This window comes from Pseudomonas chlororaphis subsp. aurantiaca (genome assembly GCF_013466605.1).
Taxonomy (GTDB): Bacteria; Pseudomonadota; Gammaproteobacteria; order Pseudomonadales; family Pseudomonadaceae; genus Aquipseudomonas; species Aquipseudomonas chlororaphis_I.
The window spans coordinates 6777176-6791401 of the sequence record NZ_CP059162.1; the positions used below are offsets into that span (position 1 = coordinate 6777176).

Annotated in this window: 11 protein-coding genes and 1 pseudogene; 4 read left to right on the top strand and 8 right to left on the bottom strand. The window is 63.7% G+C overall.

Annotation, left to right across the window (positions count from 1 at the left end):
• Positions 1-16 precede the first annotated feature (16 nt).
• On the top strand, positions 17-688 hold the full coding sequence (locus H0I86_RS31135) for a GNAT family N-acetyltransferase (RefSeq protein WP_180923307.1): 672 nt from the start codon (positions 17-19) through the stop codon (positions 686-688).
• A 121-nt stretch (positions 689-809) separates the two neighbouring features.
• On the opposite strand, the gene H0I86_RS31140 is transcribed toward H0I86_RS31135, so the two are convergent.
• Positions 810-1709 (bottom strand): homocysteine S-methyltransferase family protein, encoded by a 900-nt coding sequence (locus H0I86_RS31140; RefSeq protein WP_180923308.1) that lies wholly within the window; start codon positions 1707-1709, stop codon positions 810-812.
• 111 nt (positions 1710-1820) lie between these two features.
• On the opposite strand from H0I86_RS31140, the gene H0I86_RS31145 reads away from it, so the two are divergent.
• Complete coding sequence (locus H0I86_RS31145) at positions 1821-2642, top strand: ABC transporter substrate-binding protein (RefSeq protein WP_180923309.1); 822 nt, start codon at positions 1821-1823, stop codon at positions 2640-2642.
• Entirely contained in the window at positions 2639-3475 is an 837-nt protein-coding gene (locus H0I86_RS31150) for an amino acid ABC transporter permease (RefSeq protein ID WP_180923310.1), read from the top strand. Before H0I86_RS31145 ends, H0I86_RS31150 begins: the two co-directional genes overlap by 4 nt.
• An 87-nt stretch (positions 3476-3562) precedes the next feature.
• Here the strand turns inward: H0I86_RS31150 and H0I86_RS31155 are convergent.
• From H0I86_RS31155 to H0I86_RS31170, 4 genes and pseudogenes are all read right to left on the bottom strand, one after another.
• Positions 3563-3826: pseudogene (locus H0I86_RS31155) on the bottom strand (helix-turn-helix domain-containing protein); the annotation flags it as partial.
• Positions 3823-5097: a type II toxin-antitoxin system HipA family toxin gene (locus H0I86_RS31160; RefSeq protein ID WP_180925938.1), complete on the bottom strand. Its 1275-nt coding sequence runs from the start codon at positions 5095-5097 to the stop codon at positions 3823-3825. The gene H0I86_RS31160 and the pseudogene H0I86_RS31155, both read right to left, overlap by 4 nt.
• Before the next feature lie 304 nt (positions 5098-5401).
• The gene (gene oadA / locus H0I86_RS31165; protein ID WP_081359360.1) at positions 5402-7210 is read right to left on the bottom strand and encodes a sodium-extruding oxaloacetate decarboxylase subunit alpha; all 1809 of its coding nucleotides are present in this window, start codon (positions 7208-7210) and stop codon (positions 5402-5404) included.
• 11 nt (positions 7211-7221) lie between these two features.
• Complete coding sequence (locus H0I86_RS31170) at positions 7222-8637, bottom strand: acetyl-CoA carboxylase biotin carboxylase subunit (protein ID WP_180923312.1); 1416 nt, start codon at positions 8635-8637, stop codon at positions 7222-7224.
• Between the two features lie 190 nt (positions 8638-8827).
• On the opposite strand from H0I86_RS31170, the gene H0I86_RS31175 reads away from it, so the two are divergent.
• The gene (locus H0I86_RS31175; protein ID WP_023967761.1) at positions 8828-9790 is read left to right on the top strand and encodes a LysR family transcriptional regulator; all 963 of its coding nucleotides are present in this window, start codon (positions 8828-8830) and stop codon (positions 9788-9790) included.
• Here H0I86_RS31175 and H0I86_RS31180 read toward each other — a convergent pair.
• The 3 genes from H0I86_RS31180 to H0I86_RS31190 form a co-directional block, all read right to left on the bottom strand.
• Positions 9732-9944, bottom strand: a complete 213-nt coding sequence (locus tag H0I86_RS31180) for a PA3496 family putative envelope integrity protein (protein WP_007927592.1) — start codon at positions 9942-9944, stop codon at positions 9732-9734. The genes H0I86_RS31175 and H0I86_RS31180 overlap by 59 nt on opposite strands.
• A gap of 112 nt (positions 9945-10056) precedes the next feature.
• Complete coding sequence (gene hexR / locus H0I86_RS31185) at positions 10057-10923, bottom strand: transcriptional regulator HexR (protein ID WP_007927594.1); 867 nt, start codon at positions 10921-10923, stop codon at positions 10057-10059.
• A 246-nt stretch (positions 10924-11169) separates the two neighbouring features.
• Positions 11170-14034, bottom strand: coding sequence for a putative bifunctional diguanylate cyclase/phosphodiesterase (locus H0I86_RS31190; RefSeq protein WP_180923313.1), 2865 nt, complete (start codon positions 14032-14034; stop codon positions 11170-11172).
• Between the last annotated feature and the right edge of the window lie 192 nt (positions 14035-14226).

Here is a 14226-nt window from a genome sequence, read left to right on the forward strand (position 1 = left end):
GCTCAAGGAGACTCCCATGCCGACCTCACTCGCCGACTGGCAAGGCGTGCCGCCGCCGTCCACCACCCTGCTCGAAGGGCGCTTCATCCGCCTGGAAAAACTCGACCCGGCGCGCCACGCCGGCGACCTGTGGCAAGCCTTCCAGGGCCCGGGCGCCGACCCCAAGCTGTGGGACTACCTGCCCTACGGTCCCTTTACCGAACGCAGCGCCTTCAATGACTGGCTGAACAACCACGCGGCCAGCAGCGACCCGTATTTCTTCAGCGTGATCGACCGGGCCAGCGGCCAGGTGCAGGGCATCCTCAGCCTGATGTCGATCGTCCCGGCCCACGGCCGCATCGAGATCGGCCACGTCACCTTCGGCGCGCCCATGCAGCGTTCGCCGAAGAGCACCGAAGCGGTGTACCTGCTGGCCAAGGAAGCCTTCGCCCTGGGCTATCGCCGCCTGGAATGGAAGTGCAACAACGCCAACGCCCGCTCGCGTTATGCGGCCGAACGCCTGGGCTTCAGCTTCGAGGGGGTGTTCCGCCAGCACATGGTGGTCAAGGGCCAGAACCGCGATACCGCCTGGTATTCGATCCTCGATTCCGAGTGGCCGAAGGTCGACGCGGGGTTCGAGCGCTGGTTGAGCGAGGAGAACCAGAGTGGCTCGGGGCAGTTGAAAGGGTTGGTGGATTGCCGGGGGTAACGCTCTTGGGCAGGGTTTGGCCTAAAGTCATCGCGGGCAAGCCTCGCTCCTACAGGTTCGCGTTAAACGACACGCATCTGTAGGAGCGGCCAGTCGGCGTTCGATTGCCCGCGCTGCTTTTTCAGGCCAGCTTCTGCGCCAGCACGGCGATGTGCTCCGGCCCGATACCGCAGCAACCGCCCAGGTGGCTGGCGCCGCGTTGCCGCCAGTCGGCCGCCCACTGCAGGTAGCCCGGCGGGTCGAGGTCTTCGCGCAACGGGTCGAGGCCATCGTTGGCCGTGGCTTCTTTCGGTTGCGGCGGGAAGGCGTTGGCGTAGGCGCCGATATGGATCTTCACCCCCAACCGCTCGAAGGTTGCCCGCGCCGCGTCGATCGCCGCGCCTATCACTTCCGGCTGGCTGCAATTGAACAGCAGGGTTTCCACACCCAGTTCGGCGGCCACCGCCGCCGCGTCCGCCACCGGCTCGCCGGAGCGCAGGCGCGGCACCTCGTCAGGGTTCTCATCGTGCAAGGTGAACGATAGCCAGAAGGCCTTGCCGTCCTTGGGCAGGCCGGCGTGGATCGCCCGTGCCTCGACCGTGGAACTCTGGGTTTCCGCCAGCCACAGGTCGACATGCGGGCCCAGGCCGTTGACCAGCGGTGCCAGCAGCTCCGCGGCGCGGTCGGCCTCGAACAGATCCGGGCGATAGGAGCCGAATAGCGGTGGCAGCGAACCGGTGACCCGCACCGGCTTGCCGGAAGCCTGTACCGCACGCCGCGCCAGCTCGCCGGCCAAGGCCGCCAGTGCCTGCCCCTCTGCGGCAAACCGCGCTTCGCCGATGTGGAACGGCACCACCGCGTAGCTGTTGCTGGTGATGACGTCGGCACCGCTTTCGATATAAGCCGCATGCACCGCTTCCACCGCCTGCGGTGCTTCGCTCAGGGCCAGCGCCGACCACTCGGGCTGCCTGAACGGCGCCCCGCGGCGTTGCAGTTCACGACCCATGCCGCCATCCAGAATTACCCTGCTGTCTGCGCCCATATGCTCTTTACTCATATGCTTATGAAAATAACTCACTATCTGAGTCGTACTTATAACTATTTAATACGCACCATTCAGTTAATAACAACCTTTTTCCTGCTCGGGACTTCCATGAATTTCAAACCGCTGCTGGCCCTCGGCCTGACGATTCTCGCTGCCTCCAGCCAGGCTTTTGCCGGCGCTACCCTGGACCGTATCGAACAGAAAAAAGAGCTGGTGGGCGTGCTGATGGAGAGTTATCCGCCCTTCTCCTTCCTCAACGACCAGAACCAGCTCGATGGCTTCGACGTCGACGTGGCCAAGGCCGTGGCTGACAAACTGGGGGTGAAGCTGCGCCTGGAAACACCGTCCTGGGACGTGATTGCCGCCGGCCGCTGGAGCGGTCGCTACGACATCTGCATCTGCTCCATGACCCCGAGCAAGGCCCGCGCCGAAGTCTTCGACTTCCCGGTGCAGTACTACGCCTCGCCGGCGGTGATCGTGGTCAACGCCAAGGACGAGCGCATCCACGGCGCCAAGGACCTGAGCGACAAGAAGGTCGGCCTGACCAGCGCTTCCAGCTACGAGAGCTACCTGAACAAGAACCTGGTGATCGAAGGCGCCGAAGACACCCGGTTGCAATACCCGTTCGAGAACGTACAGATCGCCCCCTACGACACCGACAACGTGGCCTTCCAGGACCTCGGCCTGGGCGCTGGCGTGCGCCTGGACGCGATCCTCACCAACCTGGTGACCGCCCAGCCGCGCCTGGCCCAGGACCCGCGTTTCAAGCTCGCCGGCGAGCCGCTGTACGCCGAGCCCAACTCGGTGGCCATCGAGAAAGGCGACGCCCAGTGGCATGCCAAGGTCCGTGAAGTGTTCGCCCAGCTGAAGCAGGACGGCACCCTGAGCAAGCTTTCGCAGAAATGGATCGGCGCCGACATCAGCCAATGACTTCTCTTTCGCAACCGCCTCGGCCACCGCAAGTGCTGGCCGAGCCGCTGGTCAAACGCCTCTTCGGTTTCCGCACCCGCCTGTACCTGACCTGGGCGGTGCTGTTCGGCCTGTTCGCCAGTTTCTTCCTGAGCTTCGACCTGAAGTTCTCGATCATCCTCGACAAGTTGCCCAACCTGCTCGGGGTGACCCTGGCCCCTAACGGCTTTCTGCAAGGCGCGGCGCTGACCCTGTTCCTCTGCCTCTGCTCGATCGTGCTGTCGTCGCTGCTGGGCTTCGTCACCGCCCTCGCCCGGCTGTCGAAGAGCGCCGTGGCCTTTGGCATCGCCAGCTTCTACGCCTCGTTCTTTCGCGGCACGCCGCTGCTGATCCAGATCCTGCTGATCTACCTCGGCCTGCCGCAGCTGGGTATAGTGCCGGGCGCCATCGCCGCGGGGATCATCGCCCTGTCGCTGAACTACGGCGCCTACCTCAGCGAGATCTTCCGCGCCGGCATCCTCGGCGTGCCCCACGGCCAGCGCGAAGCCTCCCTGGCGCTGGGCATGCGCGACAGCGTGATCTTCTGGCGCGTGACCCTGCCGCAAGCCATGCGCACCATCATCCCGCCGGCCACCAACCAGTTCATCTCGATGCTCAAGGACTCGTCGCTGATCTCGGTGATGGGGGTCTGGGAGGTGATGTTCCTGGCCCAGTCCTACGGCCGCTCCAGCTACCGCTATATCGAAATGCTCAGCACCGCGGCGATCATCTACTGGCTGCTGTCGATCGGCCTGGAACTGATCCAGGCACGGATGGAAAGGCATTACGGCAAGGCTTACGCCCAGCGCGGTTGAAGCTCAGGGTGCCAAGGGCCCGGGCGTACCCGGGCTCTTTTCCAGGCGCTCGAGATCACTGAGCAGCGAGCGGGCACGACTGGTTTTCTGCACGCTCACCACCCCCATCTGCAAACCGAAGGGTTTGAACACCGCGTTCAGCGACTTGAGGGTCGGATTGCCGTCACCGTGTTCGATGTGGATCAGGGTGCGCAGGGAAATCCGGCACATCCTGGCAAACTGGCTCTGATGCAGCCCTGTGACTTCGGTGCGCAGGCGCCTGACCGCATCGCCCAGCGGCAAACGGCCGGCAGCCAGCTCCTGCTGGATGTTGTCGATCAGCGCGCCGCGCTCTTCCAGGGTTGTAGTCATCGCAGTCCCCACTCCTGCAGGCGTCGGTCCAAGTGGCGCAAGTGAATGCGCGGGTGATTCAGGGTGGCGTCGGGCAAGCCACTGGCGCTCAACAGGTCCGGCAGGGCCCGCAACCGTTCGGCGTCCTCCCGCAGGCGCGCCAGGGCGGCTTCAGGGTCGATCAGCGGCTTCAGGCTCGCGCACACCAGGCGCCAGTCCACGTCGCCCGCCACTTCCATGCGTCCGGGCCATTTAATGGTCCGGGTAATGCCCTCGTCGTCCATGACCATGGGTGCCAGATCGTAGATTGGCGCCAGTTGCACCGCAGCTTCGGTGCGGATGATCGAGATGTTGTGCCCGTGGTTGGACGAGTTGCCGAGGATCTTGTTGAGCAGGTCCCGGCGCAGGTAGTCCGCCACCAGCTCGGGGATCGCCGACTCCTGGCCCGTGGACCGCCACAGTTCGGCGAGAATCCCTAACACTTCGGTGTGCCGCATTCCCTGGCCATGGCCCACCAGCCCCGCCAGGGAATAGATCGACTCCACCGCCAGGCGCTCGACACCCGTCTGCGTCACCCGGCGGTCAAAGCGCTGCATCCAGAGGCTGGGCCTGGGCCCCTCTTCCAGGGCCAGGCCCTCGGCCGGCAGCGTATCGATGCCCAGTTGTTGCAGCGCCCGGTAATAGTGGAACTCGCTCCTGAGGATGTCGCCGGCATTCTGCATGGCCGGGTTGCGGGGGAACTTCACCCACCAGTGGCGCGCCGCCGAGGCATCGTCGAGCAGCGCGTCGGGGTACAGCAGGCCCTCAGGGTTCTGTGTCAGCAACAGCCTGGGGGCCTGGTCACCGATGCTCGCGGTACCGCCGAAAGCCACGCCCTGCTCGTGGGCGTACTCGAGAAAGCGGTTATCGAGGGCGATCACCTGGTCCCGGGAAAACCCCAGCGCCGGACGCCGGCGCAACCCCGTCAGCGACTCCTTGATCCGCAGGTTGCCGAGGGGCGCCGCCGTGGAGCGGGCCAACAGGAACAATTCGACGCCCATGCCGTCCGGCCGCTCATGGCCAATCTGGCGCAGCAGGAAGCGCCCGGTCGCGGCTGTCGGGGCAAGGTCATAGAGAAAGGCCGGGGCCCGGTCTTCGCGCCAAGGCTCCCAACCCAGGGGAATCTGCGCACTGACCGACCTGGCCAGCGGACTGCCAACAGCCTCCAGGTTATCCACCAGGTACTGCTGCACATAACCAAAACTGCAGGGGCTGGCGAAGCCCTGTTCGGGCCTGTCGAAGGTCAGGGTCATGGCGTCGCTCCACGCCCCCGCGCGGTAGAGCTGCAACGTCAGCCGAAGCACTGTATCACCTGCAATTCGATGCACTTTCAATGAGCTGTATGGCAATTAGTTACATTCTAATGCAGATAGATTAATTTTAGGATGAAATAAGTGTATTAAATTGCACTTAACCAGCATCCTCCCAAAGGCTGAAAATGCCCCTTCAGGCGGCTTGCGGCGGCACGCCGGACTGTTCCGCCAGCGCCTGGCAACAGGCAAAAAAAGGGAGGCCGTAGCCCCCCCGAGGTAAAACGTTGCAGATGAAGGCCTGAACTCAGCCTTCGATCTCGATCAGGATTTCGCCCGGGTTGACCCGGTCGCCCTTGGCCACGTGGATGGCGGTGACCTTGCCGGCGATGGCCGCCTGGACTTCGGTTTCCATCTTCATGGCTTCGGTGATCAGCACGGCCTGGCCGGCCTTGACGGTATCGCCTTCCTTGACCAGCACATCGACGATGTTGCCCGGCATGGTGGTGCTGACATGGCCCGGCGCGCTGGCCTGCTTGCGCTTGCTGCTGCCGCTGCCGACGAACTCGTTGAGCGGCTCGAACACCACCTCTTCCGGCATGCCATCGATGGACAGGTAGAAGTGGCGCTTGCCTTCGGCCTTCACGCCGACACCGGTAATGTCGACGCGGTAGGTCTCGCCGTGCACGTCGATGACGAACTCGGTCGGTACGCCTTCGCCGCCGGCCGAGCTCACGCCGCCCGCTTCCGGAATCGGCAGCAGCACTTCCGGTGTCAGGGTGCCGGCTTCACGCTCCTCAAGGAACTTGCGCCCGATGTCCGGGAACATGGCGTAGGTCAGCACGTCTTCTTCGGACTTGGCCAGGGCGCCGATGTCATTGCGCAGCTTGGTCATTTCCGGCTTGAGCAGGTCGGCCGGGCGCACGTCGATCACTTCTTCGCTGCCGATGGCCTGGCGCCGCAGCTTCTCGTCCACCGCGCCCGGCGCCTTGCCGTAGCCGCCTTGCAGGTACAGCTTCACCTCGTTGGTGATGGTCTTGTAGCGCTCGCCGGCCAGCACGTTGAAGAACGCCTGGGTGCCGACGATCTGCGAAGTCGGGGTCACCAGCGGCGGGTAGCCGAGGTCGTGACGTACCCGCGGGATCTCCGCCAGCACTTCGTTCATGCGGTTCAGGGCGCCCTGCTCCTTGAGCTGGTTGGCCAGGTTGGAAATCATCCCGCCCGGCACCTGGTTGACCTGCACCCGGGTATCGACCGCGGTGAATTCGCTTTCGAACTGGTGGTACTTCTTGCGCACGGCGTAGAAGTACAGGCCGATTTCCTGCAACAGCTCCAGGTCCAGGCCGGTGTCGAATTCGCTGCCTTTAAGGGCGGCGACCATCGACTCGGTGCCCGGGTGGCTGGTGCCCCAGGCGAAGCTGGAGATCGCGGTGTCGATGTGGTCGGCGCCATTTTCGATGGCCTTGAGCTGGCACATCGCGGCCAGGCCGGCCGTGTCATGGGAGTGGACGAACACTGGCAGCGACTGCTCGGCCTTCAGCGCCTTGACCAGCTCGCCGGTGGCGTAAGGGGTCAGCAGGCCGGCCATGTCCTTGATCGCCACCGAGTCGCAACCCATGGACTCCATCTGCTTGGCCTGGGCCACGAACGCCTCGATGGTGTGCACCGGGCTGGTGGTGTAGGCGATGGTGCCCTGGGCGTGCTTGCCGGCGGCTTTCACCGCTTCGATGGCCACCCGCAGGTTACGCACGTCGTTCATCGCGTCGAAGATGCGGAACACGTCGATGCCGTTGACCGCCGCCTTGGCGACGAAGGCCTTGACCACGTCGTCGCTGTAATGGCGGTAGCCCAGCAGGTTCTGCCCGCGCAGGAGCATTTGCAGGCGGGTGTTGGGCAGCGCGGCGCGCAGTTTGCGCAGGCGCTCCCACGGATCCTCCTTGAGGAAGCGCACGCAGGCGTCGAAGGTCGCGCCGCCCCAGACCTCCAGCGACCAGTAGCCGACTTTGTCGAGCTTGTCGCAGATCGGCAGCATGTCTTCGGTGCGCATGCGGGTCGCCAGCAGCGATTGGTGGGCGTCGCGCAGGATGGTGTCGGTAACAAAAATCTTCTTGCTCATTGTTCTTTTCCTCACAGGCCTGCGTGGGCGGCGATGGCGGCGGCGATGGCCAGGGCCAGCTCTTCGGGTTTGCGCTTGATCGAGTAGTTGGTCAGTTCAGGGTGGCTTTCGACGAAGCTGGTGTTGAACTGGCCGCTACGGAATTCCGGGTTACGCAGGATTTCCTGGTAATACGCGGCGGTGGTCTTGACCCCTTGCAGACGCATGTCGTCCAGGGCGCGCAAGCCACGGTCCATCGCTTCTTCCCAGGTCAGGGCCCAGACCACCAGCTTCAGGCACATGGAGTCGTAGAACGGCGGAATGGTGTAACCGGTGTAGATCGCCGTGTCGGTACGCACGCCAGGGCCGCCGGGCGCGTAGTAACGGGTGATCTTGCCGAAACTCGGCAGGAAGTTGTTTTTCGGATCTTCGGCGTTGATCCGGAACTGCAGGGCGAAGCCACGGTGATGGATATCTTCCTGCTTCACCGAAAGCGGCAGGCCGGACGCGATGCGGATCTGTTCGCGAACGATGTCGATGCCGGTGATTTCCTCGGTGATGGTATGTTCCACCTGCACCCGGGTGTTCATCTCCATGAAGTACACCTCGCCATCGGCGAGCAGGAACTCCACGGTACCGGCGTTCTCGTAGCCCACGGCCTTGGCCGCGCGCACCGACAGGTCGCCGATGTAGGCGCGCTGTTCCGGGGTCAGTTGCGGGCTCGGGGCGATCTCGATCAGCTTCTGGTTGCGGCGCTGGATCGAGCAGTCGCGCTCGAACAGGTGCACCACGTTGCCGAGGCTGTCGCCGAGGATCTGAGCCTCGATGTGCTTGGGATTGACGATGCACTTTTCCAGGAACACTTCGGCGGAGCCAAACGCCTTGGTCGCCTCGGAAATCACCCGTGGGAAGGCCTGTTCCAGTTCGTCCCGGCTGTTGCAGCGACGAATGCCGCGGCCGCCACCGCCGGACGTGGCCTTGAGCATCACCGGGTAACCGATGCGGTCGCCTTCGCTCAGGGCTTCATGGATATCGGCGACGTTGCCTTCGGTGCCCGGGGTGACCGGCACGCCAGCCTTGATCATGCTGCGGCGAGCTTCGGTCTTGTCGCCCATGCGGCGAATCACTTCAGCCGATGGACCGATGAATTTGATCCCACGTTCGGCGCAGATGTCCGCCAGTTCGGCGTTTTCCGAAAGGAAGCCGTAGCCGGGGTGCAGTGCGTCGCAGCCGGTTTCCACTGCCAGGTTCACCAGCTTGCGCGGGTTCAGGTAGCCGGCCAGGGGTTCGGCACCGATGCTGTGGGCTTCATCCGCGCGCTTCACATGCAGGGCATGGCGATCGGCGTCGGAGAAGATCGCGACCGAGCGAATGCCCATCTCGGCGCAGGCACGCACGATTCGCACGGCAATCTCACCACGGTTGGCGATCAGGATCTTTTTTATCACTTGGAGGTACCCTTGAGCCGTTGGAACAGACGACCCGCTAGACCGGGTCGGCGCGTGACCAAATGTTTCAAGCCAGTCGCAGGCCCACACTATTCCTGTCGATGGATTAACAAAAATCAATAATTATTGGGTCGCTCATAAGCAAAGACTTATAGTTGATCCGACAGCCCTCGGCGCGAGACCTTAGATAATGCGTAAGTCCTTGATGCGTATGACATTACGCCAGTTGCAGATTTTCAATGAGGTCTGCGATCTGCGCTCCTACAGCCGGGCGGCCGACGAAATGTCTCTGACCCAGCCCGCCGTCAGCCTGCAGATTCGCCAGCTGGAAGAGCTGATCGGCCAACCGTTATTCGATTACGTCGGCAAGAAGCTCTACATGACCGAGGCCGCCGAGGCGCTGCAACGGGCCAGCCGCGACATCTTCGGACGTCTGGAGAACCTCGACATGCAGCTGTCGGACATGCAGGGTTCCTTGCAGGGCCAGCTGAAGCTGGCGGTGGAATCCAGCGCCAAGTACTTCGTGCCGCACCTGTTCGCCGCCTTCAAGCGCCAGCACCCGGAGGTCAACCTGCAACTGACGGTGGTCAACCGGGGCCAGGTGATCCGCCGCCTCTCGGACAACCGTGACGACCTGGTGATCATGTCCATGGTCCCGCAGGACATGGGCCTGGAATTCCTGCCGTTCCTCAACAACCCGATCGTCGCCGTGGCCCCGCCCGACCATCCGTTGTGCCACCTCGGGCCGCTGCGCCTGCAGGACCTGGAGCCCTACAACCTGCTGGTGCGCGAACAGGGTTCGGGCACGCGCCTGGCCTGCGAGGAGTATTTCAAGGAAAAGCGCGTGCACTTCACCCAGACCCTGGAAGTGTCGTCGGCCGAGGCGCAGCGCGAGTGTGTGCTGGCGGGTCTGGGCGTGGCGCTGTTGACGCGCCACGCCCTGAACCTTGAGTTGGCGACCGGGGGACTCGTCGAGTTGCCGGTCGAAGAGCTGCCGTTGTATCGCAGCTGGTGCCTGGTGCAGGCCAAGGCTAAACGCCTGTCACCGGTAGCGCATGCGTTCCTGGGGTTTATCCGCAGCGAACGGGTGCAGATCAGCGGGCTTGTTGAACGTTTTGACGGGAAGCCGCCGAGGCTGCCTGCCAGTAATTGACGGCGTCCAGCTCGGGGTAGTCGTTGATTTCCTGCTGCAGACGGCGCAGCTCACAGCGATGTTCGATCGCGCGGCGAAATTCCATGCGGCGCTGGTCTTCCTGTTGACGACGGGTTTTGACTGCGCTGCTGCTCTCTTCGTAAGGCCGGGCCATTTCGAGTCTCCCAATGCGAGTACGGGAGCTTCAAGATGAAGCCTGCCAATGACGATTTGGCTGCGGGTCGGTTACAGGATGATGAAAATTGCCGGCGATGAAGGCGCCGCGATCAGTCGTCGAGCGCCTTCACCGACTTGGGCGACAGGCGCAGGCTGCGAAGGCTGCGCTTGACGCTCTTGAGGTGGTTGACCAGGCTCGGGCCGCGGGCCATGGCCACGCCCATCGCCAGGACGTCGATCACCACCAGGTGGGCGATGCGCGAGGTCAGCGGGGTGTAGATCTCGGTGTCTTCGTGCACATCGATCGCCAGGTTGACGGTCGACAGTTCGGCCAGCGGTGTCTGGCTCGGGCACAGGGTGATCAGCGAGGCGCCGCTTTCACGCACCAGGTTGGCGGTGATCAGCAGGTCCTTGGAACGCCCGGACTGGGAAATGCAGATCGCCACGTCGGTGGGCTTGAGAGTCACCGCCGACATTGCCTGCATATGCGGGTCCGAATAGGCCGCCGCGGTCAGCAGCAAACGGAAGAACTTGTGCTGGGCATCCGCCGCCACCGCGCCGGAAGCGCCAAAGCCGTAGAACTCCACGCGCTGGGCCTGGGACATGAGGGTCACAGCCCTTTGCAACTCCACCGGATCGAGCTTCTCGCGAACCTCCATCAGGGTGTGCAGGGTGGTGTCGAAGATCTTCAGGCTGTAGTCGGCGACCGAGTCGTCTTCGTGGATCGCGAACTGGCCGAAGCTCGCCCCGGCGGCCAGGCTCTGGGCCAGCTTGAGCTTCAGGTCCTGGAACCCCGAGCAACCGATGGCCCGGCAGAAACGCACGATGGTCGGCTCGCTGATACCCACGCTGTGGGCCAGGTCGGCCATGGAACTGTGCATCACAGCCGCAGGGTCGAGCAGCACATGATCGGCGACCTTGAGCTCCGACTTGCGCAAGAGATGGCGTGATTGGGCAATGTGCTGCAACAGATTCAAAGGGCTGGACTCATTGTTATGGGGCAGACGCCCAAGGATGTAGCAATTTTGTAGTTATACTACATGAATTCGCTTTTTGCCTGCTCAATGCGTAACTGAATCCCCTCTGCGCCCCACTGTTTTGGCCTCGCGTGCTCTTTGTAGCTACTGGCGCAGCCTGCGCTCGCACCGGACTGCATCGCCGCCACAGCTTCGGTGAAAGCCGAATCTCGGATATTCCTGAAAATCTCTGCCCCCTTGCGATTACTACAAGGTCTCGGCCCTCAATAGCGCCGCCAGGCCCTCGGCTTCCACCGGCCGGCTGATCAGGTAGCCCTGCACCTCATCGCATTTCTGCTCCTTGAGAAACGCCAGCTGCCCCGGATGCTCCACCCCTTCGGCCACCACTTTCAGCGACAGCCCGTGGGCCATGGCGATGATCGCCCGGGTGATTGCCGCATCGGCGCCGCCGTCGCTCAGGCCGCGGATGAATGCCTGATCGATCTTCACGTAGTCCACCGGAATCCGCTTGAGGTAACTCAGCGAGGAATAACCGGTGCCGAAGTCGTCGATGGCCAGTTTCACCCCCAGGTCACGCAGTTGCTGGAAGGTCGAAACGATGTGCTCGACGCTGTCGAGCAGATGGCTTTCAGTCAGCTCCAGCTCGAGGAAATGCGGCGCCAGCCCGGTCTCTTCCAGCACGCTGCGCACCAGGCTGACCAGCTTGCCCTGGCGCAGCTGATGCACCGACAGGTTCACCGATACCCGAATCGCCGGCAGCCCCTGGCGCTGCCACTCGCAGGCTTGCCAGCAGGCCTGGCGCAACACGAATTCGCCGATCGGGCCGATCAGCCCGATCTCCTCCGCGAGGCCGATAAAGTCCCCCGGCGGCACCCGCCCCAGGTCGGGATGGTCCCAGCGCACCAGGGCTTCGGCGGCATTCAGGCGGCCAGTGGCGAGGCACAGTTTCGGCTGGTAGAACACCTTCAACTGGCGTTCCTCGACCGCCTTGCGCAGCAGGTTCTCCAGTTGCAGGCGCTCCAGGGTGCTGGCTTGCAGGCTGGCGGTGTAGAACTGGAAGTTGTTGCCGCCCAGGTGCTTGGCGTGTTGCATGGCGATGTTCGCCTGGCTGATCAACGCCGGAATTTCCCGCGCGCTGTCGGGCAGCATGCTGATGCCCATAGAGGCGCTGACCACCAGCTCGTGGCCTTCCACGGTGATCGGCAAGCGCAGCTTCGCCGACAGGCGGGTCGCCACCCGGGTCAGGCTCGACAGGCTGCCATAGGCGTCGAACAGCACCGCGAACTCATCGCCGGACAACCGGGCAATGGTGTCGGCTTCCGGCAGCGCATTGACCAGCCGCCGAGCCATTTTCTGCAACAGTTGGTCGGCGACGTCGTGGCCCAGGCTGTCGTTGAGCAGCTTGAAACGGTCCAGGTTGATATGCACCAGGGCCAGACTGCGGCCACCCTGGCGCATCCGTTGATGGGCCTCGCGCAAGCGTTCACGAAACAGCGAACGGTTGGCCAGGCCGGTGAGTTCGTCGTAATGGGTCAGGTAGCGCATGCGCTCTTCGGATTCGCGCCGCGCCGACAGATCGGCGAAGAAGCCCACAATATGGCTGATATTTCCCCGCGTATCGCGCACCACATTCAATTGCAGCCACTGCGGGTACAGCTCGCCGTTCTTGCGCGCCTCCACCAGCTCGCCCTGCCAGCTGCCGTGCTGTTCGAGGGCTTGATGAATCACCGGGTAGTGCCGGCGTGCGTCACGACTGCACGGCAGGTCAACCACATTGCGCCCGAGCATGTCCTCGATCTGGTAACCGGTGACCCGGCTGAACGCCTGGTTGACCGCCAGCAGCACGTAACCGGGGTCGAGGATCACGATGCCTTCGCTCGCCGCCTCGAACACCATCGCCGACAGGCGTCGCTGCTCTTCCTGCTGCTTGCTGGCGCTGATATCGCGCCGGGTGCCGACCATGCGCAGCACCCGCCCACCGGGGCCGCGCTCCACGGCGCGCCCACGGTCCTCGATCCAGACCCAGTGGCCATCGCCGTGGCGCACGCGGTATTCCACCAGGTAATCCTCGGTGCGCCCCTTCAGGTGCTCGACCAGTGCGCGCTTGAGCAGCGGCAGGTCTTCGGGGTGCAGCAGCGGCTTGAGGTGGCTGAGCATCGCCCTTACGAACTCCGGCTCCAGGCCGAACAGTTCCTTGATATGGCTGTGATGGACCTCGTCGGTCTGCAGGTTCCAGTCCCACAGCCCCAACTGGCTGGCCTTCAGGGCCAGGGCAAGGCGTGCCTCGCTCTTGCTCAGGGCCTGGTTGGCCGCATCCAGCTCGAGGCTGCGCTGGGCCACCCGGCTTTCCAGGCCGACCTGGGCTTCGCGCAGCTCTTCTTCGGCGCGGCGGCGCTGCTCGACTTCCCGCAGCAGCTCGCTGTTGAGCTGTTCGCTGCAGCTCTGCGCCTGTTGCAGATGTTCGATCAGGGCCTGGTTCTGGAAACGCCGCAGCAAGCCCATCTGGATCAGGCGGTTGACCTGCCAGGCCACCACGCTCAGCGACACCAGCAGGATCAAGCCCAGCCAGCCCCAGCCACGCTGCTGCTCGTCGCCGCCCCAGAACAGGTAGCCGATCGCCGGTAGCAAACAGGGCAAGGTAAAGGACAGGAAGGCCGGCAGGCTGACCGCGTAGGCCACGCTGGCCGAGAGGATCGCCGCGCCGATCAGACCGAAGACCCAGGCCTGTTGCAGGAAATTGTCGGTGGGCATCAGCGCGATGCCGGCGCAAGCCAGGGTCAGGCCGCTGACGGCGGAGCCGAGCAGGAACATGCGGCGCCAGACCGGTTGCGCCTGGCGGCTGGGAATCGCCGAGTCGAATGCCGCCACCTGGATCACCCGCAGGGCGACCAGGGCCAGCAGCCAGACCATCCACACGCTGACCAGCCAATAACGCTCGGGGCTCCATAGCAGCCAGGCGCAGACCAGGCCGTTGAGCAGCATGAACAGGGTGGGCAACAGGGAGCCCTGATAAAGCAGGCGCGTGCGCTCTACCGCCATCTCCATGGCGTATTGCTTGCGAACAACCCGAGGCTCCACGAAGGGTCCGGACGGGCCAGTGCTGAGTGTCATAGGCAGTGTTCTTATAATGATTGAGCCCGAAACGTCGCCGGAGCATACACAAGCAACCGCCCGGACCAAACTGCCTGGAATCATAAAATCGGCAAATCGGCTCGAGCGCCGATCCCGCTGAAATTCCTCCAGCCAAGCCCGGCCAACGGCTGCAGCCCGTGACCGACCGGTCGTCCCCAGCGTTCTTTTATC

Bases quoted from the DNA above. Each gene is read 5' to 3' on its own strand.
- H0I86_RS31135 (WP_180923307.1), top strand. From the start codon at position 17: ATGCCGACCTCACTCGCCGACTGGCAAGGCGTGCCGCCGCCGTCCACC.
- H0I86_RS31140 (WP_180923308.1), bottom strand. From the start codon at position 1,709: ATGGGCGCAGACAGCAGGGTAATTCTGGATGGCGGCATGGGTCGTGAA.
- H0I86_RS31145 (WP_180923309.1), top strand. From the start codon at position 1,821: ATGAATTTCAAACCGCTGCTGGCCCTCGGCCTGACGATTCTCGCTGCC.
- H0I86_RS31150 (WP_180923310.1), top strand. From the start codon at position 2,639: ATGACTTCTCTTTCGCAACCGCCTCGGCCACCGCAAGTGCTGGCCGAG.
- H0I86_RS31160 (WP_180925938.1), bottom strand. From the start codon at position 5,097: ATGACCCTGACCTTCGACAGGCCCGAACAGGGCTTCGCCAGCCCCTGC.
- oadA (WP_081359360.1), bottom strand. From the start codon at position 7,210: ATGAGCAAGAAGATTTTTGTTACCGACACCATCCTGCGCGACGCCCAC.
- H0I86_RS31175 (WP_023967761.1), top strand. From the start codon at position 8,828: ATGCGTAAGTCCTTGATGCGTATGACATTACGCCAGTTGCAGATTTTC.
- H0I86_RS31180 (WP_007927592.1), bottom strand. From the start codon at position 9,944: ATGGCCCGGCCTTACGAAGAGAGCAGCAGCGCAGTCAAAACCCGTCGT.
- H0I86_RS31190 (WP_180923313.1), bottom strand. From the start codon at position 14,034: ATGACACTCAGCACTGGCCCGTCCGGACCCTTCGTGGAGCCTCGGGTT.